This window comes from Kribbella sp. NBC_00382 (assembly GCF_036067295.1).
Classification (GTDB): Bacteria; Actinomycetota; Actinomycetes; order Propionibacteriales; family Kribbellaceae; genus Kribbella.
Genome location: NZ_CP107954.1, coordinates 4,383,095 through 4,408,498 on the forward strand (window position 1 = coordinate 4,383,095; position 25,404 = coordinate 4,408,498).

The 25,404-nt window shown below is 67.4% G+C and carries 24 protein-coding genes; 15 read left to right on the top strand and 9 right to left on the bottom strand.

Annotation, left to right across the window (positions count from 1 at the left end; genetic code table 11):
• Positions 1-41: 41 nt before the first annotated feature.
• Positions 42-1,538, top strand: coding sequence for a CoA-acylating methylmalonate-semialdehyde dehydrogenase (locus OHA70_RS21215; protein ID WP_328320235.1), 1,497 nt, complete (start codon positions 42-44; stop codon positions 1,536-1,538).
• Between the two features lie 50 nt (positions 1,539-1,588).
• Here OHA70_RS21215 and OHA70_RS21220 read toward each other — a convergent pair whose 3' ends face one another.
• The 5 genes from OHA70_RS21220 to OHA70_RS21240 all read right to left on the bottom strand — a co-directional run bounded on the left by OHA70_RS21220 (position 1,589) and on the right by OHA70_RS21240 (position 8,969).
• On the bottom strand, positions 1,589-2,275 hold the full coding sequence (locus OHA70_RS21220; protein ID WP_328320237.1) for a hypothetical protein: 687 nt from the start codon (positions 2,273-2,275) through the stop codon (positions 1,589-1,591).
• A 72-nt stretch (positions 2,276-2,347) separates the two neighbouring features.
• Entirely contained in the window at positions 2,348-5,728 is a 3,381-nt protein-coding gene (locus OHA70_RS21225; protein WP_328320238.1) for a beta-N-acetylglucosaminidase domain-containing protein, read from the bottom strand.
• An 87-nt stretch (positions 5,729-5,815) separates the two neighbouring features.
• A complete protein-coding gene (locus OHA70_RS21230; RefSeq protein ID WP_328320240.1) occupies positions 5,816-6,820 on the bottom strand; it encodes a Gfo/Idh/MocA family protein in 1,005 nt (334 codons plus the stop codon).
• 14 nt (positions 6,821-6,834) lie between these two features.
• Positions 6,835-7,974 carry a phytanoyl-CoA dioxygenase family protein gene (locus tag OHA70_RS21235; RefSeq protein WP_328320242.1) on the bottom strand — a complete coding sequence of 380 codons (1,140 nt, stop codon included), beginning with the start codon at positions 7,972-7,974 and terminating at the stop codon, positions 6,835-6,837.
• Positions 7,971-8,969: a LacI family DNA-binding transcriptional regulator gene (locus OHA70_RS21240; protein ID WP_328320244.1), complete on the bottom strand. Its 999-nt coding sequence runs from the start codon at positions 8,967-8,969 to the stop codon at positions 7,971-7,973. The genes OHA70_RS21235 and OHA70_RS21240 overlap by 4 nt, the downstream gene beginning before the upstream one ends.
• A gap of 165 nt (positions 8,970-9,134) precedes the next feature.
• On the opposite strand from OHA70_RS21240, the gene OHA70_RS21245 reads away from it, so the two are divergent.
• Together OHA70_RS21245 and OHA70_RS21250 are read left to right on the top strand one after the other, a co-directional pair.
• A complete protein-coding gene (locus OHA70_RS21245; protein ID WP_328320246.1) occupies positions 9,135-10,172 on the top strand; it encodes a Gfo/Idh/MocA family oxidoreductase in 1,038 nt (345 codons plus the stop codon).
• A 79-nt stretch (positions 10,173-10,251) separates the two neighbouring features.
• Positions 10,252-10,995: a GntR family transcriptional regulator gene (locus tag OHA70_RS21250; RefSeq protein WP_328320248.1), complete on the top strand. Its 744-nt coding sequence runs from the start codon at positions 10,252-10,254 to the stop codon at positions 10,993-10,995.
• Positions 10,996-11,033: 38 nt separating this feature from the next.
• On the opposite strand, the gene OHA70_RS21255 is transcribed toward OHA70_RS21250, so the two are convergent.
• Both OHA70_RS21255 and OHA70_RS21260 read right to left on the bottom strand, forming a co-directional pair.
• Positions 11,034-12,311, bottom strand: coding sequence for a hypothetical protein (locus OHA70_RS21255; RefSeq protein ID WP_328320250.1), 1,278 nt, complete (start codon positions 12,309-12,311; stop codon positions 11,034-11,036).
• Between the two features lie 15 nt (positions 12,312-12,326).
• Positions 12,327-12,827 (bottom strand): SigE family RNA polymerase sigma factor, encoded by a 501-nt coding sequence (locus OHA70_RS21260; protein WP_328320252.1) that lies wholly within the window; start codon positions 12,825-12,827, stop codon positions 12,327-12,329.
• 289 nt (positions 12,828-13,116) lie between these two features.
• Between OHA70_RS21260 and OHA70_RS21265 the strand changes: the two genes are divergently transcribed.
• From OHA70_RS21265 to OHA70_RS21305, 9 genes are all read left to right on the top strand, one after another.
• Complete coding sequence (locus OHA70_RS21265) at positions 13,117-14,394, top strand: CpaF family protein (RefSeq protein ID WP_328320254.1); 1,278 nt, start codon at positions 13,117-13,119, stop codon at positions 14,392-14,394.
• The gene (locus OHA70_RS21270; protein ID WP_328320255.1) at positions 14,394-15,254 is read left to right on the top strand and encodes a type II secretion system F family protein; all 861 of its coding nucleotides are present in this window, start codon (positions 14,394-14,396) and stop codon (positions 15,252-15,254) included. Before OHA70_RS21265 ends, OHA70_RS21270 begins: the two co-directional genes overlap by 1 nt.
• Positions 15,255-15,610: 356 nt before the next feature.
• Positions 15,611-16,540: a type II secretion system F family protein gene (locus tag OHA70_RS21275; protein WP_328335178.1), complete on the top strand. Its 930-nt coding sequence runs from the start codon at positions 15,611-15,613 to the stop codon at positions 16,538-16,540.
• 14 nt (positions 16,541-16,554) lie between these two features.
• Complete coding sequence (locus tag OHA70_RS21280; RefSeq protein WP_328320257.1) at positions 16,555-16,752, top strand: hypothetical protein; 198 nt, start codon at positions 16,555-16,557, stop codon at positions 16,750-16,752.
• 254 nt (positions 16,753-17,006) lie between these two features.
• On the top strand, positions 17,007-17,360 hold the full coding sequence (locus OHA70_RS21285) for a TadE family protein (RefSeq protein WP_328320259.1): 354 nt from the start codon (positions 17,007-17,009) through the stop codon (positions 17,358-17,360).
• Positions 17,361-17,695: 335 nt separating this feature from the next.
• Positions 17,696-18,109 carry a hypothetical protein gene (locus tag OHA70_RS21290; protein ID WP_328320261.1) on the top strand — a complete coding sequence of 138 codons (414 nt, stop codon included), beginning with the start codon at positions 17,696-17,698 and terminating at the stop codon, positions 18,107-18,109.
• Positions 18,106-18,618: a Tad domain-containing protein gene (locus OHA70_RS21295; RefSeq protein ID WP_328320263.1), complete on the top strand. Its 513-nt coding sequence runs from the start codon at positions 18,106-18,108 to the stop codon at positions 18,616-18,618. The genes OHA70_RS21290 and OHA70_RS21295 overlap by 4 nt, the downstream gene beginning before the upstream one ends.
• 236 nt (positions 18,619-18,854) lie before the next feature.
• The gene (locus OHA70_RS21300; protein WP_328320265.1) at positions 18,855-19,649 is read left to right on the top strand and encodes an SDR family NAD(P)-dependent oxidoreductase; all 795 of its coding nucleotides are present in this window, start codon (positions 18,855-18,857) and stop codon (positions 19,647-19,649) included.
• A 7-nt stretch (positions 19,650-19,656) separates the two neighbouring features.
• Positions 19,657-20,388, top strand: coding sequence for an SDR family NAD(P)-dependent oxidoreductase (locus tag OHA70_RS21305; RefSeq protein ID WP_328320267.1), 732 nt, complete (start codon positions 19,657-19,659; stop codon positions 20,386-20,388).
• Between the two features lie 7 nt (positions 20,389-20,395).
• Here OHA70_RS21305 and OHA70_RS21310 read toward each other — a convergent pair whose 3' ends face one another.
• On the bottom strand, positions 20,396-21,226 hold the full coding sequence (locus tag OHA70_RS21310; RefSeq protein ID WP_328320269.1) for an NAD(P)H-binding protein: 831 nt from the start codon (positions 21,224-21,226) through the stop codon (positions 20,396-20,398).
• 48 nt (positions 21,227-21,274) lie between these two features.
• Here OHA70_RS21310 and OHA70_RS21315 point away from each other — a divergent pair, with 48 nt between their 5' ends.
• Genes OHA70_RS21315 through OHA70_RS21325 form a run of 3 tightly spaced genes read left to right on the top strand, consistent with a single transcriptional unit; the run spans position 21,275 to position 23,886 of the window.
• A complete protein-coding gene (locus tag OHA70_RS21315) occupies positions 21,275-21,919 on the top strand; it encodes a TetR/AcrR family transcriptional regulator (protein WP_328320271.1) in 645 nt (214 codons plus the stop codon).
• Between the two features lie 40 nt (positions 21,920-21,959).
• The gene (prfB, locus tag OHA70_RS21320; RefSeq protein ID WP_328320273.1) at positions 21,960-23,081 is read left to right on the top strand and encodes a peptide chain release factor 2; all 1,122 of its coding nucleotides are present in this window, start codon (positions 21,960-21,962) and stop codon (positions 23,079-23,081) included.
• Positions 23,082-23,085: 4 nt separating this feature from the next.
• Positions 23,086-23,886, top strand: coding sequence for a pentapeptide repeat-containing protein (locus OHA70_RS21325; protein WP_328320275.1), 801 nt, complete (start codon positions 23,086-23,088; stop codon positions 23,884-23,886).
• On the opposite strand, the gene OHA70_RS21330 is transcribed toward OHA70_RS21325, so the two are convergent.
• Positions 23,879-25,300, bottom strand: a complete 1,422-nt coding sequence (locus OHA70_RS21330; RefSeq protein ID WP_328320277.1) for an MFS transporter — start codon at positions 25,298-25,300, stop codon at positions 23,879-23,881. The genes OHA70_RS21325 and OHA70_RS21330 overlap by 8 nt on opposite strands.
• Between the last annotated feature and the right edge of the window lie 104 nt (positions 25,301-25,404).

Consider the following 25,404-nt stretch of genomic DNA (forward strand, 5'->3'; position numbering starts at 1 on the left):
ACGTTCGAGAACGAGAAGATCATCGAGTTAGGGATGCAGCTGTGAGCATTGAGCGAATCACCCATCTGGTCGGCGGGACCCCGTGGACGGGAGTCTCCGAGCGGACCAGCAAGGTCTACAACCCGGCGACCGGCGAGGCGACCGGTGAGCTCGATCTGGCCTCGGCGGCGACCGTGGACGAGGTGGTGAAGGTCGCCCATGACGCCTCGAAGGCGTGGGGCACGATCTCGCTCACCAAGCGTGCGCAGGTGCTGTTCGCCTTCCGCGAGCTGCTGAACGCGCGCAAGGAGGAGATCGCCGCGCTGATCACCGCCGAGCACGGCAAGGTGCTCTCGGACGCGCTCGGCGAGGTCACCCGTGGGCTCGAGGTGGTCGAGTTCGCTTGTGGCATCCCGCACCTGCTCAAGGGCGGCTTCAGCGAGAACGTCTCGACCAACGTCGACGTCTACTCGATCCGCCAGTCGCTCGGCGTGGTCGCGGTCATCTCGCCGTTCAACTTCCCGGCGATGGTGCCGCTGTGGTTCGTCCCGATCGCGGTCGCCTGCGGCAACAGCGTGGTGATCAAGCCGTCCGAGAAGGACCCGTCCGCCGTGAACGCGGTCGCCGCGCTGTGGAAGGAGGCCGGGCTGCCCGACGGCGTGATGAACGTCGTCCACGGTGACAAGGAGGCCGTCGACCGGCTGCTCGAGCACCCCGACGTCAAGGCCGTCTCGTTCGTCGGCTCGACGCCGATCGCGCGCTACGTCTACGAGACCGGCACCAAGAACGGTAAGCGCGTCCAGGCTCTCGGCGGCGCCAAGAACCACATGGTCGTACTTCCGGACGCCGATCTCGACCTCGCTGCCGACGCCGCGGTCAACGCCGGCTTCGGCTCGGCGGGTGAGCGCTGCATGGCGATCTCCGCGCTGGTTGCGGTCGAGCCCGTCGCCGACGACCTGATCGCGAAGATCCGCGAGCGGATGGCGACGCTGAAGACCGGCGACGGCACCCGCGGCTCCGACATGGGCCCGCTGGTCACCGGACCGCACCGCGACAAGGTCGTCGGGTACGTCGAGGCGGGGGTCGAGGCCGGCGCGGAGCTGGCCGTCGACGGTCGCGAGGGTCCGTTCGACGGTGGCGACGACGGCTTCTGGCTCGGCCCGACGCTGTTCGACAAGGTCACCCCGGACATGTCGATCTACACCGACGAGATCTTCGGCCCGGTGCTGTCGGTGCTGCGCGTCCCGTCGTACGACGCGGCGCTGGAGCTGGTGAACTCCAACCCGTACGGCAACGGCACCGCGATCTTCACCAACGACGGCGGCGCCGCCCGGCGGTACCAGACCGAGGTGGAGGTCGGCATGGTCGGCGTCAACGTGCCGATCCCGGTCCCGATGGCGTACTACTCGTTCGGCGGCTGGAAGAACTCGCTGTTCGGCGACACCCACGCGCACGGCGCCGAGGGCGTGCACTTCTTCACCCGCGGCAAGGTCATCACCAGCCGCTGGCTGGACCCGTCCCACGGCGGCCTCAACCTGGGCTTCCCGACCCACGAGTGACCGTCGGCCATTGATCCGGCCACTCCTGAGTGGTGACTACCCCAGTCGAGTCACCACTCAGGAGTCGGGCAGATCGCGAACTGCCCGGTGTCCTTCGTGTCGTCGATCCCACGCACGTACACGTGATACCGGACCATCAGGCCGTAACAGCTCGGCTTGGGCAGCGGGCTGCTCTGTGGCAGGTACCAGCTCTGCCCACCGAACTTCACCCGGGCCGAAGAGTTGTACTGCTTCCAGCTCTTCGCCTGCCCGTAGGTGGAACCCCAGTAGCCGACCTTCCGGTTGCCGCACGTGGGCCAGAAGCTGACGCCGACCGCGAACGGGACCTGCACGCTGATGCTCGGATTGAACGAGCACCCGTACCCCTTGTAGGCGTGCTGCACATCCAGCTTCAGCCACGCCAGCGGCTTCCGCGTGCAACCGTGGCTGACCGAGTCGTACTGGTAGCCGCTGACGGTCAGTACGGGCGCCACCACCTGCGGACTGTCGACGTGGTAGTCGATCTTGCCGTCGACAGGCCCGTACCGGACAGCCTTGTAGGTCAGCGTGCCGGTCACGGAGTAGTTCAGGCACAGGAACAGCTCCGGGAACGCGAGCCACTTGCTGATGCTGAACGAGTCCGTGTTCGGCCTGCTGGTGTTCGCGAACGCCGGCGCCGGCGAGCCGAGCCCGGCCGCCACCAGTAGGAGAGCAGCCCCCGTCGCGATCACCGATCGCCGCAGTCGTCCGATCCGCATGCCATCGAATGTAGACGCCGGTCGACTACTCAGAGTGAGTTGAGACCGAGTCTGGACAGACTTGCAACACGGTTACGGCGCGACCGGGTAGGCCTCCAATTCATACAGGGAGTAGCCGTACGTCGTTGCGCGATCGACGCCCTGCATCCGGAGGTACCGGCCGGCGGCGTCGAGCCAGACGGTGTCGGTGCCGCCGTCCCCACCGGTCACCGAGGCGGCCGTCGTCCAGGTCGTACCGTCGTCGGAAACCTCCAACCGATAGGCCGATCCGAAGGCCGCCTCCCATCGCAGGACCACCTTGCCGAGTTGGGTGCGAGCGCCGAGGTCGACCTGCAGCCAGGAGGCGTCGTCGTACCCGGAAGCCCAGCGTGTGCTCGCATCCCCGTCAACGGCGAGCTCCGGCGAGAAGGATGTACCAGGCTCGACACTCGACGCGGTGACCGGCCGTTTCAGCAAAGCGTTGACGGTGGCAGTCTTCGGACGGACCGACGCGGTGAACGTGCTGCTGTAGGTCTCGCCGCCGACCTTGAAAGTCACCGGGATGGAGACGGGCGCGAGGGGTGCGTCGGCGGGCGGAGTCAGCTTGACGGGGACCGTACGGGTGAAGCCACGGGCCACGTCGAGTTGCTGGTCGGCAGGCACCGTCCAGCCAGGAGGAGCTGCGACAGAGAGCGTGCCCGTGACATCCACGGGCGCGGACAGACCGACGTTGACCGTGGTGGCTTGACCGCGCACGACGTCGGTGTCATCGACAGCAAGAGTCACCAAAGGTGCATCCGCCCAGCGGGGGATCAGCTCGGCTACCTGCGGAGTAGCGCCCGAGCCCTTCCACACAAGGCGAATCGCCTCGGCTTGAAGGCCGTTGGTCGCCAACTCGGTGTAGGGCCTGGTTACCCGGCCAAGCTGACGCCACTGACCGCCAACGCGCACCTCTACCTCGGCGGCACCGCTAGCAGCCGTCCGCTGGAGCACGGTCACCGCCGCAAGCGCTCGAGGCGCCGACAGCGTCGCCACCAAGGCATCCCCGGCTACTGGCGCAGTGCCCGCCACATAGGCCGTCGAGACGTTGCCGTCGACAGCTGCCTGGTACGACGAGCCGGTGGCGGGCGCCGGCGTACCGGTGGCCGTCAGTTCCGTCTTGCCGCCGCCGAGAGTCTGCACTGAGAACTCACGGACCACGACCCAGAAGTCATCCGCCGCCAGCGCCCGGTACCGGACATAGCGCGCCTTGGTCCCCGCCGGCGCCGTCGAGCGAACCTCAGCCGTGGTCGCGCGGGTCAACTCAGTCCAATGAGCTCCGTCGACCGAGTACTCCAGGGCGCCAGAGTGGATGTAGTCACTAACGCTGCCCGGTTTCCCCATCAGCAAAGAGATGTCGCCGATCGGCGTGCTCTCGCCAAGGTCGACCCGCACCGCGGAGTCAATCGCCGGAGTGCCGTTGCTCCAGAAGAAGGTGTTCAGATCGCCGTCGACCATCCGCGCCGGAACATTGTCCTGATAGGTACCGAGCGTCGTCAACGCAGCCCGCGCCGGGACGACGCCGAGCCAGCGATCGTGGACCCGGCCGATCTCCGCGAGCAGTTCGTCGACCACCCGCTCGCCGATCCGCGGATACGTCCCGCTGTGCGGCAGCCTGCTGTCCCGGATCGCCTTGGCCTGCGTGACCAGCGCGTCGATCTCCTGCCGGGCCGTCCAGGCACGGGCGCCGTTCCCGGACTGAAGGGTGGTCAGCAGATCGAGGCCGCGCAGCATCGCCTGACCCCACAGTTCGGTTGCCTTGAGCCACGATTCCGCCTCGGCGGCGAAGGCCGGGTCGGCCACCCCGGCGCGGATCGTGGCCGGCGCGTCGGCGACGGACTTCAGGATGGGCCGGAGTACGGCAATCGCCTCGGCCCGGTCGCCATTGCGCCAGGTCTGCCAGAAGGTGTCGATCGCGGCCTGCAGAACAGGGGCACTCGCCGAGTGGAGCGTGCCGTCGTACGTGTTGAGGTCGGCGAACACCTTCAGAGCGTTGACCGTGCGCTGATCGCCATCGGCTCGCTCAGTAAGGGCACGAAGCCAGGAGGCGTTCTCGTCGTACGAGGCAGGGTTCCAGCCGAGCTCGGCAAAGGAGTACAGCGCGACCTTGCTGACCGCGGCCTGGTTCATCGGGTTCGAGATGACGCCGACGACATCGGCGGCGAGGGCGGGTTCACGACCGCTGTACGGAGCGAGTAGCAACCGTCCGGCCGCGTAGTCGTTGACCGGATAGTTGTCCCAGATCAGGATGTTGTGCCCGAACACAGCCTTCGCCGCGGCCGCCTGAGCAGCCGTGATCGTCTGCGGTACTACCCCGACGCCGGTCCAGTGCACGATGACGTCGGAGTCGAGCTGCTCCCGCAATGCCTTCTTATACGGGCTTTCCGAGACGTTGTAGTACTCCGTCGGCACCATCTGCAGCGGCGCGACGTCAGGCTTGGTCTCGACCCACTCGCGCTGGACGCGGTTCAGTAACTCGCTCTGCGCCCGGCCGGCCGCCGCTCCACCGGTCCCGTACTTCGTCCGGTCGGCGTCGCAATGCCAGGTGTTGTAGTCGATGTCGTCGAGCGGCACGTTGAACGACCGTCCGCCGAGCGCGTAGAGCGCCTCGAACTTCGCGATCAGCGCCTGGAAGTCCTGCTCCGACGTGTAGCAGATGTCGAGCCCAGGGGAGAGCGCGAAGGTGAAGTCGACCTTGTTCTGCCGGGCGCGGCCGACGAGTTCACCCAACTGCGCGAGCTTGTCGGCCGGGTAGGGCTCACGCCACTTCTCCCGGTGGTACGGGTCGTCCTTCGGCGCGTACTCGTAGGTGTTCATCCGATGCGCGCCGAGGTAGTCGACGTGATCCAGCCGGTCGGCCTGCGACCACGGTGTGCCGTAGAAGCCCTCGATCGAGCCGCGGTAGCGCATCGTCGGCCAGTCCCTGATCGCGACGCCGGGGACCGAAGCACTCCCGCGCCGGACCTGCACCAGCTGCGTCAACGTCTGCGCGGCGTAGAAGGTGCCGTCCGTGTCAACGCCATCCAGTACTACGTTGTTGCGCCCACGTCCGTCGCGACCGGTAGCCAGCACGTACCCCTCGGCAGGCAAGCCTGCGCTACTTGCGACCCGGAGCCCGTCCAAGGGGCCGTCGCCGAGCCAGATGGTGGTCGGCGTACCTGGGTCGGCGCCGTCGGTTGTCTGCACCGTCACGCCGGCGCGGTCGAGCAGTTGCCGGACAACGCGCTCGCTGTCCGCGTCGGAGTCCTTGCCGCGGACCAGCCCGACCACAGGGGTGAGCGAGAACCCGTCGGCCCGCTGAGTCAGCTCCTGGGGATGGGGCGAGACGAGGGGTGGCGGAGTACTGGCTGATGCGGCGGGTGAGGCGAAGGTGAGCGGTGCGGCCAGCGAGACCAAACCGACGACGGACAGCAAGGACAGCGGGCGGCGACGCATGGAGTCTCCTCGTGGCTGGACGGCTCCAGTTAGTTAGCCACTGTTCATAAGTGCGCGTCAAGGCGTCATCAGAACAAATCTGAACGTTTAACCGATCACTGTGCGCGGCCGGGGTTGAAGTCCTGCCTCGCGGTAGCAGGCGTCGATGAGCTCCATCGTGGCGTGGGCGTCGTCGGCGTCCGTGATCAGCGGTGCGCCGTTGCGGAGGTGCGCGGCGAACGCCTCCAGTTGGTACGTGTAGGAGGACCTGGTGCCCAGCCGCTCGACCCAGGTGTCCTCCTTGGTCTTCACCGTGACCCGGTCGTCCAGATGCGGCAGGACGAAGCTCGGTGCGAAGGCCTCACCGCGGGTACCGATGATCCGCAGGCTGAAGTCGACGTCCTCACCAGCCATGCTCGTCCGTACTGCACCAGTAGCCCCGTTGGGGAACACCAGGTCGGCATTGAGCCACTCGTCCACACCAGGAAGACGCTTGCGCTCACCTGCCCGGGCACTGGCCAGCTTCGGCGCACCGCCACCCCAGGGGGCGAGCATCCGCTGAGCATGCAGCGCATAGCAGCCGACATCCATCACTGCGCCACCAGCGAGCTGCAGTGACCAGCGGGGGTCGTCGTCGGCCGGTGGCGGCATCACCATGGTCGCCTCTACGTGCTGCAGCTCCCCGAGCTCACCCTTCGCCAGTAGCTCGTGCAGTCGCCGAGTCACCGGGTGGAAGACGTAGTGGAAGCCCTCCATCACTACTACGCCATGCTCGCGCGCAGCGTCACGTACCGCAGCTGCCTCGGCCGCGTTGCTCGCCGACGGCTTCTCGGTCAGCACATGCTTGCCGGCGGCAATCGCCCGGAGATTCCACGGGCCGTGCAGCCCGTTGGCGAGCGGGTTGTAGATCGCCTCGACCTCCGGGTCGTCGATGACCGCCTGATAGCTGTCCAGCACCCGCTCCACCCCGTGCTCGGCGGCGAACGCCTCCGCCCGGCCGGTATCCCGGGCAGCGACCGCGACCAGCCGGGCGCCGGTCAGCCGGGCCGGTTCGGCGATCGTGCGACCCGCGATCCGGGCGGCGCCGAGGATTCCGATGCGAAGCGGTTCCATGCATACTCCCTTGCTCAGACGTCATCCGTACGGCGGCGTACGGCGTGCACTTCGAGGGCCTGCTGCAGCCGGATGTCGGGCCAGTCCTCGGCGAGGGCTTGGCGGACCAGGTCGGCCTGGGTCTGGGGAGCGAGACCGCCGATGGGCTGGTCCCGGTCCAGGTTGGTCGGGAAAGCGTATCCCTCGGCGCTGGCGGCGATGACGTTGTCCAGATCGAAGGCGTCATCGTGCCGCAGAGTACGCAGTACGGGATAGAGGGTGACCGCCATCCGGACCCGGTCGACGGTCTCCATCGCGCGGCCGAAGGCGGACGAGATCTGCAGCAGGTTCGCCATCCGGAAGATATCGGTCGAGTGGTTGCTGCCGGCCGCGTGGAACAGTGCCGGGTTGAAGAACACCGCATCGCCCTTGGCCAGCGGTAACTGCACGTGATGTGCGACGAAGTGCTCGCCGAACTCGGGTTGCCGCCAGGCGAGGTAGCCGAGCTCGTATTTGTGCGAGTGCGGCAGGTAGAGGGTCGGCCCGCTCTCCACCGGCATGTCACAGTGCGCGACGGCTCCCTGCAGCGTCAGCACGCTGGACAGCTTGTGTACATGGGCAGGGTAGGCAGCCGCGACCTCGTTCGACTGGAAGCCGAGGTGATAGTCACGGTGCACCGTCTGACCTTCACCTCCCGGATTCACAACGTTCACCTGCGATGTGACCTGGTACGCCGGTCCGAGCCACGCCTTTGCCGTCAACGCGAGCAGGTCGTTGGAGTAGTACGCCGCGAAGACCTCGGGGGCGCGCAATGCCAGCTTCTCCAAGGCGTTCCAGACCCGGTCGTTCGCGCCCGGCTTGGCGAAGTGATCACCGGCCGCGGTTCCGGCCCGATGCTGCTCCTCGATCATCCCGCCGAACTCGGCGGTCGCCGCATCGACCACCTCGTTGCCGAAGGCCCCTTTCAGTACGACGATGCCCGGCCCGTCACTGAGCGCTTTCGCCAGCTCGGCCTGGACCTCCAGCGGATCCTCCTTGCGGATGCGGGCAGCGTCGTACAGCGGCACCTCCTGCTCGATCGCCTCGGCGAACGGGTAGTCGGCGGCGTCGGTACGGTCCTCAAGAACCGTCAGCAGGTCGGCCAGGCGGACGTCTTCGGGCTTCAGCCAGGTCATCGGGGTGACTCCTCTCGTGGCGGAGCGGTCGTGCAGCGGGCGATGAGAGTTGGCGGTATTACTACAGGCGTGGTGGATGGGGCGCCGGTCAGGCGGGCATGAGCCGTCGTGAGGGTCTGGGTGGCGAGGGCAGCGGTGTTCTGGGCAACGGTGGTGAGGCTGATGTGGGAGAGCGCGGCGATGGTGGTGTTGTCGTAGCCGACCACCGACAGGTCTTCGGGGATCTCCAAGTGGGATTGGCGGATGGTGTCCAAGAAGCCCATCGCCAGGCGGTCGTTGAAGAGGGTGACGGCGGTGACGGGCGGGGCGTCGTTCAGGAAGGTCTTGGCGGCGTCGGCTCCGTCGACCTCCGTGCGCCCGCCGGGTTGGATGACCGGCTCGAGGCCGGCGTGACGCATGGCCTTGCGATAGCCGGTACGCCGCTCCGTCGCGCCGGGGGTCTTGAGGCCGTCGATGTGCAGGATGCGCGAATGGCCCAAAGACAGCAGGTGTTCCACGGCCAGCCGCGAGCCGGCCGAGTCATCGGTCCGTACTACGTCGACGCCGGCCGCCCTGACGTTGCGGCCGACCGCGATGACGGGCTGTGACTCGGCCAGGGCTGAGAGCGCGGATGCGGAGAGCTGTGGGCCAAGGAGGATCAGCGCCTCGCAGCGGTAGTCCAGTAAGGACTGCACGGCTCGGGACTCGGCCCGCGACGGGGCGACGGCGCTGAGGGTGAGGTCGTAGCCGGCGGCTTCCGCAGCGGAGTACAGGGCTTCGACCAATTCACCATGGAAGGGCGCCCGGACGTCGAAGGTCACGCCGAGCAGTCGCGTTCTGGTACGGCCCAGTAGCCGGGCCCGATGGTCGGGCCGGTAGCCGAGCTCGTTCCCTGCGGCCAGTACCCGCGCCCTGGTCGCATCGCTGGCGCCCGGCGCATCGCGGTACACGATCGACACGAGCGCCCGCGACACCCCGGCCAGCCGGGCGACATCCTCCATCGTGGCGCGGGGCACGGATACCTCCAACTGGAACGAAAACGATTACGGCGCAGAAGTCTTGACGGGCCCATCAAAGCAGTGTTCGCTAGCTCGTGACTAGAGCGCTCTAGTAGATGTTGCTACTACTAGTAGTTGCTCGTCACAACGGGGCACACCAGACGTCATGAGGAGATCGACCACATGCGTACCGACCATGGGCTGCAAGTCATCCGGATCGCCTTGATCGGCGCCGGCCGGATCGGCACCATGCACGCGGGCAACGTCGCGCGCAGAGTCCCGGCCGCCGAGCTGGCCGCAGTGGTCGACCCGCGGGTCGATGTGGCCGAGGCCCTCGCGGCGAAGTACGACGCGCGGGCGTATCCCGACATCGACGACGTGCTGAAGGATCCCGAGATCGACGCCGTCGCGATCACCTCGATCGCGAAGGTGCACAGCGAGTTGGCGGTCCGCGCCGCCGAGGCCGGCAAGGCGGTCTTCTGCGAGAAGCCGGCGTCGCTCGAGCTGGCCGAGATGGATCGCGCGATCGCCGCCACCAAGCAAGCGGGGGTGGTCTTCCAGGTCGGCTTCAACCGCCGGTTCGCCAGCGACTTCGCGGCCGCGCACGCCGCGGTCGTCAACGGCGAGATCGGTACGCCGCAGCTGATGCGCTCGGTCACCCGCGATCCCGGCTGGCCGGGCGGGATGACGCACGCGGCCGGCATCAAGCCCTGGACGATCTTCCGCGAGACGTTGATCCACGACTTCGACACGTTGCTCTGGCTCAACCCGGGTGGCCGGCCGGTCGAGGTGTACACGCGTGCTGATGCGCTGGTCGCCCCGCAGTACAAGGAGACCGGGCTGATCGACACGGCCGCGGTGATGCTCAGCTTCGACAACGGCGCGATCGCGACCGCGGAGGCGAACTTCTCCGCGCTGTACGGGTACGACGTGCGCGGTGAGGTGTTCGGCTCGAAGGGCATGGTGACGGCCGGCCGGCACGCGAACAGTCCGATGCTGCGGTACGGCGAGCACGGGATCAGCCAGCAGACGCTGCGCAGCGACGAGGAGATGTTCACCGACGCGTACGTCGCGGAGATGTCCCAGTTCGCCGACGCGATCCGGACCGGTTCGACGCCGCCGGTCACCGGCGAGGACGCCCGCAACGCCCTCAAGGTCGCGCTGGCCGCGATGAAGTCGCACGAGGAACGCCGCCCGGTCCAGCTGGACGAGCTCGGATGAGCACCCCAAGATTGGAAGAGATCTGATCAAATCCATGCTTCGACTCGACGGTGCGCCCTCGACACCCCAAGATGTGCCCATGAGCACCGTCCAGGTCAGCGTAGATCGCACCAGCCGCACCCCGCTTCACGTACAACTCGCACAGCAGCTCGAAGCGGCGATCCAGGGCGGTGACCTCCCGGTCGGTTCCCGGCTCAGCAACGAGGTGGACCTCGCCGAGGCGTACGGCCTCAGCCGCCCCACCGTCCGCCAGGCGATCGCCCGGCTGGTCGACCAGGGCCTGCTGGTCCGCAAGCGCGGCGTCGGCACACAGGTGGTCGGCAACTCCGGTCAGGTCCGCCGCAGCCTCGAACTGACCAGCCTGTACGACGACCTCGCCGCGGCCCACCGCAAGCCGCAGACCGAGGTGCTGCGGTTCGGTATCGCCCCAGCGACCCCAGATGTCGCCGCAGCGCTCCAATGCGAGCAGGGCGATCGCGTACTGCGCCTGGAGCGGCTCCGTCGGGCCGACGGCGAGCCGCTGGCCCTGATGCGCAACTGGCTGCCCCCGGAGATGCTCGACACCGACCCGAACACCCTGGCGGAGCGCGGGCTGTACGAGCTGCTCCGGGCAGAGGGGGTGCGCCTGAAGGTGGCGCACCAGACGATCTCAGCTCAGCCCGCTACTGCAGAGCAAGCCCGGCTCCTCATGGAAGAGCCGGGCTATCCGCTGCTGGCGACCACACGGATCACCTACGACGACCACGGGCGCGCGGTGGAGTACGGCTCCCACCTGTTCCGTGCCTCGCGCTACGCCTTCGAACACACCCTCGTCCACCGCTGACCGACCCCTCAGGCGACCAGCGGCGGACGAGAGAGCCTCTACTGCTTGGTGCCGGGGAACTTCCAGTCCTTGTTCCCCGCCATGTCCAGCAACTTCTCGGCGCTGATGGCAGGCTTCGGCCGGGTGTGCTTGGAGCCCTTCTCCTCAACCGCGTTGTAGCTGGTGATGCTGATATGGCGGCCGTCCGGGTAGTAGATGTCGGCCATGTTCTCCAGTACGCCTTCCTTGGCCTGCCGAGCGTCGCTGTACTCGGGCTCGTTCTTGATCCAGCCGGCAACGGACCCGTCCGCCCGTACCGTGCAGTGGCTGGGTGAGCCCTCTACGCCACACTTCTTGATCGTCGGCACCTCGTACGTGATGAAGACCCCGACGTACGACAGGCCCTTGCCGTCGTTGACGAGCACGGATGCCGCGTTGTAGTCCTCAGGTAGGCCGCCTCGGGTTGCCGGCTGAGTAACCTGCAAACCTCTCGGCAGCACCTTCTTGAGTGTCTGCAGGGTCTCCTGCACCGGTACTGGGGGCTTGCTCGTGCCAGGACTCGTCGGCAGAGGCTTTCCCGGATCGGTCGACTTCGGCGGCTGGGGCGGGAAGCGCCAGAGCTTGCTGTCCGCGATCGTCGTCAGCTCGGCGGTGGTCAGAGCAGGCTTGGGACGGGACTTCTCGACCGTGATGGCGCCGCTTCGAGTCACAGTGGGGCCGTTGAAGCTCGACAGGGCGATCGACTCGCCGCCGGGGCGGACGAGGTAGATGCGGTTGGTGAGGACGCCAGGAATCCGCTCGTCGACCTCCTCCTTCACGACCGTGAGCACGGAGCCGTCCGCGCGGGGGGCGCAGGTGCCGGGCTTCTGGTCCGAGCAGCCCTGGTTCTTCCCCCACTCTGGTCTGATCGCCAGGCTGAGCAGGGACAGCCCCTTGCCGTCGTTGACGATCAGCTCTGCCTGGTAGCCCCCGCCGTCGTCCCAGACCTGGGCCTTGGTGACCTTGAGGCCTGCGGGCAGGAGCTTGGTCAGCGTCGCCTGGGTTTCCTTCATGGTGACCGGCTTCGGTGCCTGCTTGGTGATCGTGGCCTGCTGCTTGGTCGCAGTACCAGCGGGTGCCGGCGGGGTGTCCTTGGCGAAGAGCTGGCTGCCGCCGACGATGACGCCGGCCGTGGCAACGATCGCGGCCGCGCCGGTGAAGCTGATCAGCGCGGTGCGACGGCGGCGCAGGGTCACGCCGCGGGCCATGCCGCGTTCGACCAGGTCACTGGACTCGGGTTCGAGGTTCTCGGTGGCCCGATGCATCAGCTCGGGCAGGGTGTCGTTCAGGTTCTTCATCGGGTCCTTCTTCTCTCAGAGAGCGATCAGGTGGTCGACGTCCGCGCCGAGGACGGCGCGCAGCCGGTCCAGAGCACGGGACGTCCGGGTCCTGATCGCACCGGCGTTCTTGCCGAGATCCAGCGCGACCTGTTCGACGCTGCGATCTTCGAAGAACCGCAGCACCAGCACCGCTCGATCCAGGGGCGCCAGCTCGGCCAGCGCGTTCTGCAGGGACAACCGCAGCTCGACGTCACCAGGGCGTTCGGCGCGCTCGGGCATCGTGGCGGTCGGCTGCTCGGTCCAGCTGCGCCGGCGGCGCTGCGAGATGAAGGTCCGCACCAGCACCGTCTGCGCGTAGGCCGGCGGATTGTCGATCCGGTGCAGTCCCTTCCAGGCCCGGTACATCTTCGCCAGCGTCTCCTGGACCAGGTCCTCGGCGTGATGCCGATCGCCCGCCAGCAGCCAGGCCGTCCGGTAAAGATGAGGCGTTCGCGCTCTGGCGAACTCCTCGAACTCATCGGTCGTCGGTCTCATTGCTGCCTCTCGTCGTGGTCTCACCCTGTACGACGCATCGGGCCAACCGGCCTGTTACAGCGGCAGCTCCGCCGATCCGGCGGCTTTGTTCGAGCTGTACCAAGCGCTGCAACAAGCTGCAACCGGGTGGACCGTAAGGTGACCGGCTGGATACGGTCGGTGAACCTCTGGCGTGTCACGGTTATCCACAGGCCGCCGGGATCGGGCTGGCGCCGGTGGGCCCCGGGTTGAAAGGATGTCGCTCAGGGTGACCGGACGGGTCGCCGGACGAGATGCTCACGGGGAGACGATGACAGCCGACAGACTTGCCCCACGCCGGTACGGCGGGGGCGACGCGGTCGAGCTGATCGATGCCCAGGTCCGTGATCTCGTCCGGCGGGAGGGCATCGACCCGCTGCGCAATCCGGGCGCGGTGGTCGCGATCGTGGCGACGGTCGTCAAGGAGTACGACGAGCGCAGCCTGACCGGAATCGTGCCGCCGATCGGTGACCTCGAGGCGGTCAGCCGGGAGGTGCACGACCGGGTGGCCGGCTTCGGCCCGCTGCAGCGTTATCTCGATGACCCGGCGGTCGAGGAGATCTGGATCAACGAGCCGAGCCGCGTCTTCATCGCGCGCGAGGGCCGGCACGAGCTGACCACCACGGTGCTGACCGAGGAGGAGGTCAGCGACCTGGTCGAGCGGATGCTGAAGACGACCGGCCGGCGGATCGACGTCTCCCAGCCGTTCACCGACGCGCGGCTGCCCGACGGCAGCCGGGTGCACATCGTGCTCGGCGGTATCACCCAGCGCTATGCGGCGATAAATATCCGCAAGTTCACCGTCCGCGCGACCCGGCTGGCCGACCTGGTCGCGCTCGGCTCGCTGACCCAGCACGCCGCCGCGGTGCTCGACGCGGCTGTCGCCTGCGGTCTCAACATCCTGGTCTCCGGCGGCACCCAGGCGGGCAAGACGACGATGCTGAACGCGTTGTCCGGTTCGATCCCCGGCAGCGAGCGGGTGATCAGCTGCGAAGAGGTCTTCGAGATCAAGCTGCCGATCCCGGACTGGGTCTCGATGCAGACCCGGCAGGCGGGTCTCGAAGGGACCGGCGAGGTCCGGCTGCGCGACCTGGTCAAGGAGTCGCTGCGGATGCGGCCTTCGCGGGTCATCGTCGGAGAGGTGCGCGGCGAGGAATGCCTTGATCTCCTGCTGGCGTTGAACAGCGGCCTCCCTGGCATGTGCACGATCCACGCCAACTCCGCCCGCGAGGCGCTGACCAAAATGTGCACGCTGCCGCTGCTGGCTGGGGAAAACATCGGCTCGCGGTTCGTACTGCCGACCGTCGCGGGTTGCGTCGACCTGGTCGTCCATCTCGGGATCAGTCACGACGGTCAGCGGCGGGTGCGCGAGATCCTCGCGGTCAGCGGCCGGATCGAGGGCCAGGCGATCGAGACCGAAAACCTCTTCGCCACCGTCGACGGCCAGCTGCGCCGCGCCGAGGGTCAGCTGCCGCACCCCGAGCGCTTCCTGCAACGTGGGTACTCCCCGGCCGGCCTGCTCACCGAGCTACCGGGAGGACTGAGCTGATGGGGCTTCTGCTCGGTCTGTTCTTCGGTGTCGGCGTGCTGCTGATCGTCTGGACCTTCGTCGCGCCACGCGAGGTGAGGGCCAGTACGGACGGCCGCCTGGTGACTCGTAGCCGCGACCTGCTCGCCGCGGCTGGGGTTGACGGCGTGACGCCGGCTGCATTCATCGGGGCCTGTGTGATCACGGGGTTTGTCGCGTTCGTGCTGATGTTCCTCGTCTCGGCGGCGTTGCCGATCGGGCTGGTCTTCGGGGTAATGGCTGGTGGGGCGCCGGTCGCTTTGCTGAAGGGGCGTGCGCGCAAGCGGCTGGCTGAGTTCCGCGAGTTGTGGCCCGATGTGGTCGACAACATCGCTTCAGCAGTACGGGCTGGGTTGTCGTTGTCGGAGGCGCTCGCTCAGGTGGGGGAGCGAGGGCCGTTGCCGTTGCGGGAGCCGTTCCGGCGGTTCGGGTCGGACTATGCGTCGACGGGTCGCTTCGCTGATTCGCTTGACCGGTTGAAGGCGCGGCTGGCAGATCCGGTCGGTGACCGGGTGATCGAGGCGCTGCGGATCGCGCGGGAGGTCGGTGGTGGCGACCTCGGCCGGCTACTGCGGTCGCTATCCAGCTTCCTGCGCGACGACGCACGGACCAGGTCCGAGCTGGAGGCCAGACAGTCCTGGTCGGTCAACGGCGCTCGGGTCGCAGTAGCCGCGCCCTGGCTGGTCCTGGCGATGCTGTCCTTCCAAGGTGACGTGATCCAGCGCTACAACTCACCCGTCGGCGCGCTGATCGTCGGCGTCGGCGCCATCGTCTGCGTCATCGCCTACCGCCTGATGCTAAGAATCGGCCGCCTCCCCGAACCCGAGCGGGTGCTCCGATGACCCCAACGCTTCTCGACGCCCTCCTCGCTGAGGGGCGGACGCCATGAGTCCGATGCATCTCGATGCCTTCCCCGATCGCCGCAAAGCGGTCGCGACACGGTTCCTCGGTGAGGGTGGCTGCGATGAGCCTGATGGTCGCGGGCGTCATTCCCCGCGGAGGGCAGCCGCGATGAGTCCGACGGTTCTAGGCGCCTTCCGCGGTGAAGGTGGCTGCGATGAGTCCGCTAGTCGTGGGCGCCGCTCCCGGCGAGGGGCGGCTGCGATGAGTCTTGGCGCCATCCGCGGTGAGGGGTGGCCGCGATGAGTCCGATGGTCCTGGGTGCCTTTCCTGGCGAGGGGTGGCTGCGGTGAGTCCGATGGTGCTGGGTGCGTTCCTCGGTGCGTTGCTTGGTGGCGGGTTGCTGCTGGTGGTGCGTCGGTTGCCGTTCTTGCGCAAGCCGTCTGTCGACGATCGGATCGGGCCGTACCTGCGTGACATCGGCGGGTCGGACGTGTTCCGCGGCGTGGTGAACTCGGGCTCGCCGTTCTATGCGATCGTCCGGCTCTTCGGTCCGTCATTGCGGGCGGGTGCTCAGCGGCTCGAGCGGATCCTCGGTGGGGCGGTGTCGATCCGGCGACGGCTGGCGCGGGCCGGAATCGACCGTACTGTTGAGGAATTCCGGATCGAGCAGGTGCTCTGGGGCGCCGTCGGGTTCGGAGTGGGGCTGGTGATCGCACTGGTCGCGTTGTCGCTCGGCATCGGGAATCCGATCGGTCTGCTGGTGCTGTCCTGCTTCCTTGCGGTCATCGGCGTACTGTCCCGCGACACGTACCTGACCAGCCAAGTGAGTCGCCGCGAACGCCGGTTGCTGGCCGAGTTGCCGACGGTCGCCGAGCTGCTGGCCTTGTCGGTCGCGGCCGGTGAAGGGCCGGCTGCTGCTCTGGACCGGGTCGCCAGGTCGTGCCGCGGCGAGCTGGCCGATGAGCTGCAACGAGTGCTCGCCGAGACGCGCGCCGGCGATCCGTTGGTCCGGGCGCTCGATGCGTTGGCGGATCGCAGCGGACTGGTTGCACTGTCGCGTTTTGCTGATGGGCTTGCGGTCGCGCTCGAGCGCGGTACGCCGCTGGCCGACGTACTGCGCGCCCAAGCGGGTGACATCCGCGAAGCGAGCCGCCGCGAGCTGATCGAGTCGGGTGCCCGCCGGGAGGTCGCCATGATGATTCCGGTGGTGTTTCTCGTGCTCCCGGTGACCATTGCCTTCGCCTTCTATCCAGGCGCTGTCGGGATCCGGCTGATCGCCGGGTGAATTGAGGAGATGCCATGTCCCTGTTGATGACCAGACTGTTCGTAGCGCTGGTGACCAAGCCCAGACCGGCCGCGAAGGAACGCGGCGACGTCCCCGGCTGGGTCCTGATCACCGTGATGACCGCGGGCCTCGTGGTGGCGATCTGGGCGCTGGCAGCCGACCAACTCAAGGAGATGCTGAAGACAGCGCTGGACTCAGTCAGCAACAAATGAGCCCACCCCACCACCCGCAACCGCTCCGCCTGCTTGAGGCGCGAGCGGTGCGGCGGCATGCGCCGACAAGCTCGGCCAGCGAGGCGGGCCGCCCGAATGTAGTCGCCGTGCGGGCGGCTGGCGCGGGTGAACTCCAGGTACGGCGGTATGTCTCGGCGCGGTCAGCCGATGCGGGGGTGGTCAGCCCTCTGAGTCGGCCCGGAGCTGCACCGGATCGCCTGGGGCGTCGGCGGCGGGGCGAGTGCGGTGCTGCGGTGGTGGACTTTGTGATGGTGTCGATGCTGGTTGTGCCGTTGTTCTTGGGGATTCTGCAGGTGGGGCTGTTTCTGTACGTGCGGAACACGGTGACTGCGGCGGCTTCTGAGGGGGCGCACTATGCAGCGGTGCTCAATCGCGAGCCTGGCGATGGTGAGTCGCGGACTCGCGAGTTGATCGACGGGGTGGTGCGCAACGAGTTGATCGACTCGGTGGAGGGCGAGGCGACCGAGGTGGACGGGCAACCCGGCGTACTGGTCGTGGTCAAAGCACACATGCCGCCGCTCGGGTTGTGGGGACCTGGCATCGGCTTCACCGTCGAAGGCCACGCGGTCAAGGAGACGGGCGAATGACCTCCCGACCGTCCCGGATCGCTACGCACGCACAACCCTCGCGAATTGCCCCGACACGCCGAGGCAGGCCCATGCCGAGGGTGGTTGGGCGTGCGTCGGCGGTCGAGGCTGGTTCGCCGACCCAGCTCCTGCAAGGCAGGCAGTCCGGGCCGGGCGGGCAGGCCGGGTCAGGCGGGCAGCCGAGGCCAGGCGGCCAGCTCGGGTCCGGTGGGCAGTTCGGGTCGGGCGGGCAGCCCGGGGTAGGCGGGCAGCTGAGGCCAGGCAGGCAGCCCGGGGCAGGTGAGCAGCTCGGGGCAGGCGGGCAGGCTGGGCGGGGGGAGCGGGGGAATGCGGTGGTGGAGTTTTCCTGGTTGGCGTTGTTGTTGATGGTGCCGTTGATCTACGTGATGCTCGGGGTTTTTGATGTGCAGCGGGCTTCGTACGGGGCGACTGCTGCGACGCGGGCGGCGGGGCGGGCGTTCATCATCGTGCCGGATGGGTTGTCGGAGGATGAGGCGCGGGAGCGTGCATTCGAGGCGGCGCGGGTTGCGATGAAGGATCAGGGGATGGAGCTGAGCCCTGACCAGCTCAAGATCAGTTGTAATCCTGCTTGTCTGCAGCCGGGTTCCACCGTCACGGTCGAGCTGAACACCGAGGTGCCGCTGCCGCTCATCCCGGATGCGCTCGGTGGCGAACGCCCGGCTATCCACATCAGCGCCTCGCATACCGAGTCGTACGGCGACTACCGCGAAGCCAAGGGTGACGGATGATCCGGCTCCAACGCAGCATGCGAAGGCGGTCGAAGCGGATGCGACGGCGGCTAGGCAGCGCGGGCAGGCGGCTGGGCGACGCGGGCAGGCAGCGGGATGAGCGGGGGCAGATGACGGTGCTCATCATCGGGTTCACGGCGATTGTGTTGATGATGATCGTGGTCGTCACTGATATCTCGAAGGTGTTTCTGGTACGCCGGGAGCTCGACGCGACTGCTGATGGCGCGGTGCTGGCGGCGGCCAACGGGTTGGCGGCGATCTACGCGCAGCCCAGTGGTGAGGGCAATGCCGAGCTCGACCCAGACGAGGCGCGTCGGCTGACCGCGGAGTACCTGGACAACGTTGCCGCGAGCAACCGTTTCGACGGGTTGGACTGGTCCGCGGACGTCACCGGTACGACCGTGACGGTCACCTTGACCTCAACGGTCGACCTCCCCTTCGAACCACCCGGCTGGCAAGGCTCCGCCGACATCGCCTCAGACGCAGCAGCCGTAGTACCGATCAGATAGCCCCCAGCCCGGACCAACAACCGCCCACCTGGTCGACCGCTCGACTGACTCCTAGCTATCGCCAGAGCGCCATCCCTGTTGTCGCCGGAGCGTCACCCATGTTGTCGATCAGCGTGGGCCCAGCAACCGCGCCCTACCTCGTCAACAGCGAGGTATCGGGCAGCCTCGCATCGCGCGCGCCGACTCGCTTGGCGAAGGCAGGTGGTCGGTGGTTGGTGTAGGGCAGAGTGGGGGCTATGGACATCGATCTGGGTGGGCGGCGGGCGTTGGTTTCGGGGTCTAGCCAGGGGATTGGGCTGGCGATCGCTACCGAGTTGGCGCGGTCGGGGGCTGCGGTGGTGGTCAACGGGCGAAGCCAGGAGAAGACTGAGCAGGCTGCCGACGCCGTCAGGCAGGAAGTTCCAGCGGCCGATGTGATGGCTGTGGCGGCTGATCTGGCGACGGCAGCCGGTGCCGATGAGCTGAAGGCACAGGTGGGCGAGCTCGACATTCTTGTCAACAACCTTGGGATCTTCGGGGCCAAGCCGGTGCTAGAGATCGATGACGATGAGTGGCGGCGGTACTTCGAGGTGAATGTACTGTCGGCGGTTCGGCTGATTCGGCACTACCTGCCGGGGATGATGGAGCGCGGTTTCGGGCGGGTGATGAACATCGCGAGCGATTCGGCCGTGGTGACGCCGCTTGAGATGGTGCACTACGGCGTGACGAAGACCGCCCTGCTCGCCGTGACACGTGGCTTCGCGAAGGCTGCGGCCGGTACTGGGGTCACGGTCAACTCAGTGATGGCCGGCCCCACCCACACGCCCGGCGTCGAGGAGTTCGTCGGCGAGTTGGTCGGTGACGACCTGCCGTGGGACGAGGCGCAACGCCAGTTCATGAAGGAACACCGGCCGTACTCGCTGATCCAGCGCCTGATCGAGCCGCCCGAGATCGGCAACATGGTCGTCTACCTCAGCTCGACCCAGGCATCCGTCACCACCGGCGGCGCCATCCGCGTGGACGGCGGCTACATCGACTCGATCCTCCCCTAAGTCCCCAATGAACATCGATCTGACCGGGCGAAGAGCGCTGGTTTCGGGTTCCAGTCAAGGGATCGGGCTGGCGATCGCGACCGAGCTCGCGCGCTCCGGCGCCGCGGTGGTGGTCAACGGACGAACCCAGGAGAAGACTGAGCGGGCAGCCAGCACCATCCGCCAGGAAGTCCCAGAAGCCGAGGTCACCGCAGTAGCAGCCGACCTCGCCTCACAAGCCGGCGCCGACGAACTGAAAGCAAAGGTCGGCGAACTCGACATCCTCGTCAACAACCTCGGGATCTACGGCGCGAAGCCGGTGTTCGAGATCGACGACGACGAATGGCGCCGGTACTTCGAAGTGAATGTCCTCTCGGCTGTCCGCCTGATCCGCCAGTACCTGCCCGGGATGATGGAGCGCGGCTTCGGCCGAGTGCTGAGCATCGCCGCCGAATCAGCAGTGGCCACCCCACTCCACATGGTCCACAACGGTGTCACGAAGACCGCTCTGCTCGCGGTGACGCGCGGCTTCGCGAAGGCGGCAGCCGGTACCGGGGTCACAGTCAACTCAGTACTGGCCGGCCCCACGCGCGGGCCTGGCAGCGAGGAGCTCGACGACTCACACTCCCTCATCCAGCGCCTGGTTGAGCCGGCCGAGATCGGCAACCTGGTCGTGTACCTCAGCTCCACCAAGGCCTCCGCCACCACCGGCGGCGCCATCCGCGTGGACGGCGGCTACATCGATTCGATCCTGCCCTAACCAACAATCAATTGCTGTAGACGTTCAAGTTGTCGCGGAGCCAGCTGACGAAGGTGCGACCCGAGTGGCCGGTGAGCAGCTCGACGTTGGGCTCCAGCGGATGGGGGCTTCCGACGCGCGACGCCCAGTACGCCATCAGTGAGGCGAGCTGCGCCGGGTTGCGCATGGTGTTCGCCATCTCGACGAAGGCCTGCTCGGGAGTGAGATCGACAGCCTCGATCGGTACGCCGGTGACCTCGGTGATCAGCTCGATCTGGTGGCGCCGGGTCATCGACTCGGGACCGGTCAGTGGATACGCACGGCCGTCGTGCGCGCCGCCGGGGCCGTCGAGCAGGATCTTGAGGGCGACGTCGGCGATGTCGAGTTCGTGGATCGGGGCCTCTTCGGCCTCCAGGTACGGCAACCGGATCTGACCGGTGGCGCGGACTTGGTACGACCAGTAGATCGCGTTGGACATGAAGGTCCCGGGCTGTAACCGAGTGGTCGCGTAGGCGCCGTCGGTGATGACGCGCTCGGCCTCAGCGTGCGGATCGGCGGCTGCATCGGAGTTCGCGGCCTGCGACGACAGCGACGAGAGCAGGACGACCTGCTTCACGCCGGCGTTCTCGGCAGCCTCCACGAAGAGCGAGGCGGTCGACGGGTCGGAGTACAGGAAGACCTGGGAGATGCCGTCAAGGGCGTTGGCGAGCGAGACCGGGTGGGCGGTGTTGAGCGGGATGGCGCCGGGCAGGTCGGCGGGCTCGCGACTACCGACCCGGACGTCGTGGCCGGCAGCGACCAGGCCGGCGTGAACGGCGCGGGCGATCTTGCCGCGACCGCCGGTGACGAGAATAGACATGGTGTGACTCCAAACATGTAGTGGCTACAAGAATGGATGAAGTAAAGCATGCCCGCTAAGCTGCTGTCCATGGAGATCCAGGGACGGCGGGAGCGGAAGAAGCTGCAGACCCGGCAGCTGATCTCCGATGTGGCGACCGGGCTGTTCATGGAGCGCGGGTTCGATCACGTCACCGTCGCCGAGGTGGCCAAGGCGGCAGACGTCGCCGTCCAGACCGTCTTCAACCACTTCCCGACGAAGGAGGATCTGCTCTTCGACGAGGACGCCTGGTGGCTGGGGCCGGTGCGAGCGATCCGGGAGGCCGACCCTGGTGCCGGCGTGATCGAGGTGCTCGAGCAGTACTACCTGGACGAGCTCCGGATGCGGCTGCAGTCGCAGCACTTGGTCACCTGGAAGGCCTTCGCCCGGACCATCGAGGAGAGTCCAGCGCTGCTGGCCCGACGGCGGAAGAACGCCGAGGAGATGGAGGTCCAGATGGTGGAGGCGCTCCAGGACCGGTATCCGCAGCTCGATCCGCTCGGCGCGCGGGTGATCGCGGCGCAGTACCAGGCGGCTCAGAAAGTTCTGGAGGCAGAGTTCGCACGGGTCCTGCCCGAGCTGCCCAAGGCCAGTCAGGTGGCGCGGTACGAGGAGGCTATGGAGGAGGCGGCCGACGTTGTGTTCGGGGCGCTGAAGCACGGCTGGCAGGGTTGAATTCCCGGCCTGGGACGCCGACCGGGTACGCTGCTTGGTTGTGGCTGGACCTGATTTCGACGCTGACCTGAAGCAACTCGACGCGACCCTGACCTCGATCGAGAAAGTTCTCGATCTGGAGGGCATGCGCCGCGACATCGCCGACCTCGGCGAACAGGTCGCCGCGCCCGACCTGTGGAACGACCAGGCGAACGCGCAGAAGGTGACCTCGAAGCTGTCGCGCCTCGAGGCCGACCTCGACCGGGTGGTCAAGCTGCGCGGCCGGATCGACGACCTGGAGATCATGGTCGAGATGGGCCGCGACGAGAACGACGCGGACACCCTGGCCGAGGCGGACAAGGAGATGGGCTCGCTGGCCAAGGCGATCCAGTCGCTCGAGGTCCGCACCCTGCTCTCCGGCGAGTACGACGAACGCGAGGCCCTCGTCACGATCCGCTCCGGCGCCGGTGGCGTCGACGCGGCCGACTTCGCCGAGATGCTGCAGCGGATGTACCTGCGCTGGGCCGAGCGGCACGGCTACCCGACCGAGGTCTACGACACGTCGTACGCCGAAGAGGCCGGCCTCAAGTCCACGACGTTCGGCGTCAAGGCCCCGTACGCCTACGGCACCTTGAGCATCGAGACGGGTACCCACCGGCTGGTCCGGATCTCGCCGTTCGACAACCAGGGCCGCCGGCAGACCTCGTTCGCCGCGGTCGAGGTGGTCCCGGTGCTGGAGCAGACCGACGAGATCGACGTACCGGACGAAGAGCTGCGGATCGACGTGTACCGCTCGTCCGGCCCGGGTGGGCAGAGCGTCAACACGACCGACTCGGCGGTCCGGATCACCCACATCCCGACCGGCACCGTGGTCTCCTGCCAGAACGAGAAGTCGCAGCTGCAGAACAAGGCCAGCGCGATGGTGATCCTGAAGGCGAAGCTGCTCGCGCTGAAGAAGGCCGAGGAGCGGGCCGAGATCGACTCGCTGCGTGGCGACGTGCAGGGCTCGTGGGGCGACCAGATGCGCTCCTACGTGCTGCACCCGTACCAGATGGTCAAGGACCTGCGGACTCTCTACGAGTCGGGGAACACCAGCGGTGTCTTTGACGGCGAGATCGACGAGTTCATCGAGGCCGGCATCCGCTGGCGCCGCACCGGCCAGACGGCCGCCGAACAGAACTGACCGGGTGCCCGGCTCAGAAAATCTCAGGGCAGATCTCAGAGCGGACTGCAGTAGCTGCTACGGCCTCTGCTGCGTCGCGCTGACCTTCTCGAAGTCGGCCGACTTCGCCATCGACAAGGCGGCCGGCGAGCCCTGCCTGAACCTGCGCGAGGACTTCGGCTGCGGCATCCACGAGAAGCTGCGCAGCAAGGGCTTCCAGGGCTGCACGGTCTACGACTGCTTCGGCGCCGGCCAGAAGATCTCCCAGCAAGCGGGCACTAGCTGGCGCGAGCAACCAGGCCAGAAACTGTTCGAGGCGCTCCCGATCATGCGCCAACTGCACGAACTTCTCTGGTACTTGACTGAGGCGCTCGAACTGCCGCAGACCAAGGCGATCCACCCCGACCTGCGCGAGGCAAGCGAGCGGATCGAGAACCTAACGCTGGAACCGGATGTCACCACAGTCGACCTCGAAGGCGAGCGCGCGAAGGTCAACGAACTGCTACTGCAGACCAGTGCCCTAGTGCGCGGCAAGCCCGGCAAGAAGAAGGAGCGCCGCGGAGCTGACCTCTTCGGGGCCAAACTCCGCGGCGCGGACCTGCGCAGTGCCAATCTCCGGGGCGCCTACCTGATCGCGGCCGATCTCCGCGAGGCCGACCTGCGCCAAGCAGACCTGATCGGTGCCGACCTCCGCGACACCAGGCTGGAAGGCGCTGACCTCACCGGCTCACTGTTCCTCACCCAGTCCCAGGTCAACGCTGCCCGAGGCGACTCCAAGACCAAGCTCCCAAAGGCAGTAACCCGCCCAGCCCACTGGACTACTTAGTACGCAGCTGGTGAGTCACCGGCGTCATCAGTAGCGAGATGGCGGTGATGGCCAGCGCTACTGCTGCCAGTGCGCCGCCCTGTCCCCAGGACGTGCCCGCCAGCGACAGGTACGCCGTACCGACCGTTGCCGCGCCAAGTGCGAGGCAGGTCTGCTGACTGGTGAGCAGGATGCCGCTACCGAGACCCGCCTGGGCAGCCGGCACCTGTCCGATGACAACACCCATCAGCGGCACCATGACCAGGCCGCTGCCGAACCCTGCGATCAGCATGGGGACCGCGAGCGTCCACGGCGTCACGTCTGGCCACACAGTGAGGGCAACCACCGCTAGTGCGGCGTACCCGACTGCCTGCACGATCCAGCCGCGCAGGATGAGCCCTGCACCGTACTTCTGCTGCAGACGCGGCCCGTAGATCGAGGTGATCAGGAAGCCGACCGACATCGGCAGCAGGCTCAGTCCGCCTTGCAGTGGGGACATCCCGGCCTCACCCTGGGTGGCCAGCGCGAAGACGAACATGAACCCGCCGAAGGTGGTGAAGAACCCTACGGCCAGCAGCAATCCGATCTGCATGGGGCGCAGGCGTAGTACCGACGGTGGGATGAGTGGCGCGGTACCGGCCTTCTCGGAGCGATGCTGGTGTACGCCGAGCAGCGCGACGGCCGGGATCGTCGCGGCTAGCGAAACCCAGGTCCAGGTGGGCCAGCCGAGCGGGCGACCCTCGGTGAGGGGCAGCAGCAGTAGTACCAGTGCGAGCGCTAGTAGACCGGCACCGACCAGGTCGACCCGCTGGGCCTTGGCGGCGCGAGTCTCGGGCAGAAGCTTCACTGCCGCGGCGATCGCGATCAGACCGACCGGGACGTTGACCAGGAAGACCGCACGCCAGCCGAGGCCGAACACGTTGGCCTCGACCAGAGCACCGCCGAGGATCTGACCGAGTGCGGCGGCGGATCCACCCGCGACGCCGAACATCGCCATCGCGCGAGCGCGGTGTTCGCCGGTGAGCAGGCTGCTGATCGAGGCGAGCACCTGCGGTGTCATCGCCGCGGCGGCGGCACCTTGCACGACGCGGGCGGCGAGCAGTACGCCGATGGTCGGCGCGATCGCGCAGATCAGCGACATGATCGTGAAGCCGACGATGCCGATCAGGAACAGCCGCTTGCGGCCGAAGCCGTCGCCGAGCCGGCCGCCGACCACGAGAAGAGTCGCATTGGCGATGCCGTAGCTGCCGACCACGAGCTGCAGCTCACCGGCGTTCGCGTGCAGGTCGGAGCCGATCGCGGGCAGCGCGACGTTGATGATGAAGAAGGAGAGCATCGGCAGGAAGGCGCCGAAGAGCAGGGTGGTGAGGGCGACGGGGCCGAGTGGTGATGAGGACTTGGGAACTACCCGGGCGGTCTGGAGCTGGTCTGTCATGGACCCAGCATGTGCTCGTCGCGAGCCTGGTGGTGAGAGCCTGGTTATCCTGGTATTGACAGCACCCGGCACCAGGCTTCTCTGCGGCAGAGCCAACCCGCACG